The sequence below is a fragment of the Corynebacterium sp. MSK039 genome (assembly GCF_030232315.1).
GTDB lineage: Bacteria > Actinomycetota > Actinomycetes > Mycobacteriales > Mycobacteriaceae > Corynebacterium.
In genome coordinates this window covers 1-462 of record NZ_JASPJL010000047.1, presented here as the reverse complement: position 1 = coordinate 462, position 462 = coordinate 1, and the positions used below count along the sequence as shown (strand labels likewise).

The following is a 462-nucleotide window of genomic DNA, read 5'->3' as shown; positions in this document are numbered from 1 at the left end:
TGCCAAGGCATCCACCGTGCGCCCTTAAAAGTAACAAATCAAACACTAAGACACACACAAAACACACACCACAACAAACGCGGCATGCATCAGGTGAACAACAAAATCACAAGAAATTAGATACTCGCGTCCACTATACAGTTCTCAAACAACACGAACACCACCCACACACAACCAACCACACACGGTCAATCACACGCAGGAAGCATCCCACCAGGAACAACAACACATGCCATTCCAGACACCCAACAACGCAACAAACCAAACACACACACAAGACTTGAACACAACAACACACACCAACAACCAACCGGTCATCGGCGGACACGCAAGCAAACCCCCATGACAGGGTTTCTAATGCCCACGATTCACCCACAAACAAATAAAACAAAAACTCCTTAGAAAGGAGGTGATCCAGCCGCACCTTCCGGTACGGCTACCTTGTTACGACTTCGTCCCAAT

Annotated in this window: 1 rRNA gene; it reads right to left on the bottom strand. The window is 47.8% G+C overall.

Going from position 1 to position 462, the window contains the following annotated elements:
• Positions 1–402 precede the first annotated feature (402 nt).
• Positions 403–462, bottom strand: a 16S ribosomal RNA gene (locus tag QP997_RS09765); the annotation flags it as partial.